This is a genomic window from Vibrio sp. 1288 (assembly GCF_033344475.1).
In genome coordinates, this window is the sequence record NZ_JAWPOX010000538.1 from 1 (window position 1) to 691 (window position 691).

The 691-nt window shown below is 42.5% G+C and carries 2 protein-coding genes; both read left to right on the forward strand.

The features are described 5' to 3' along the window. On the forward strand, nt 1–231 hold a 231-nt coding region (locus tag R8O11_RS27890; RefSeq protein WP_318194956.1), incomplete at its 5' end, for a class IV adenylate cyclase. Nucleotides 232–414: 183 nt separating this feature from the next. Beyond that, nucleotides 415–691: hypothetical protein (locus tag R8O11_RS27895; protein WP_318194957.1), on the forward strand; the 277-nt coding region annotated here is incomplete at its 3' end.

Genomic DNA, 691 nt, shown 5'->3' on the forward strand with positions numbered 1-691 from the left:
GAAGTGATTCAACGCAGCAAGAAAATCAGAAGTATCTTCTTTGTCGGCGAGTTCCATATCACCTTAGATTTTCTTGATGGTTTTGGTCACTTTGCGGAGTTCGCTATTATGACCGACGACGAAACTGCTTTGGCTCGCTATCGCGAGCGGTTAGTCGCACTTGCGCAGCAGTTTCATCTGAGCGAAGCGGATAGAGAGCATCGCTCATACAAAGAGATTTTATCAGCTTAGTCGCTATTTCTTTCCTTTCTAAAACGCGAAGCGAATTCTTCCCAAAACACAATGTCATTTTTGTGTTCTTCTCATTGGTTTGACAGGCAACTCCTAGTAAACAGCACTATGATTACCATAGTGCTGATGCACTGAACCCACACTATCATTTAATGAGTGACGCTGTCACTTTGTGGAGGAGTAATGTATAACCGAGAACATAAGTATGCTTATTGGCGAGAGGAGAGAAAGAAAGGAAAATGGCACTACATCATGAAATCGTTTTTTATGATTTGTTGTGCGTTGTTGGTGGGTAAAATTATCGGTTTGTTCATCTTTGGAGAGCTTCACACTTTTCAGGACGTGACGGAGCAGTTTCCGGCAGATTTCTTCATCATGATGTTAGTTGGTTTCCCGATTAGTGTTGTGGGCTGGTATCACGAAGAGTCCAAGTTCTTCCGTGCTCTAAAACGTAAGGATA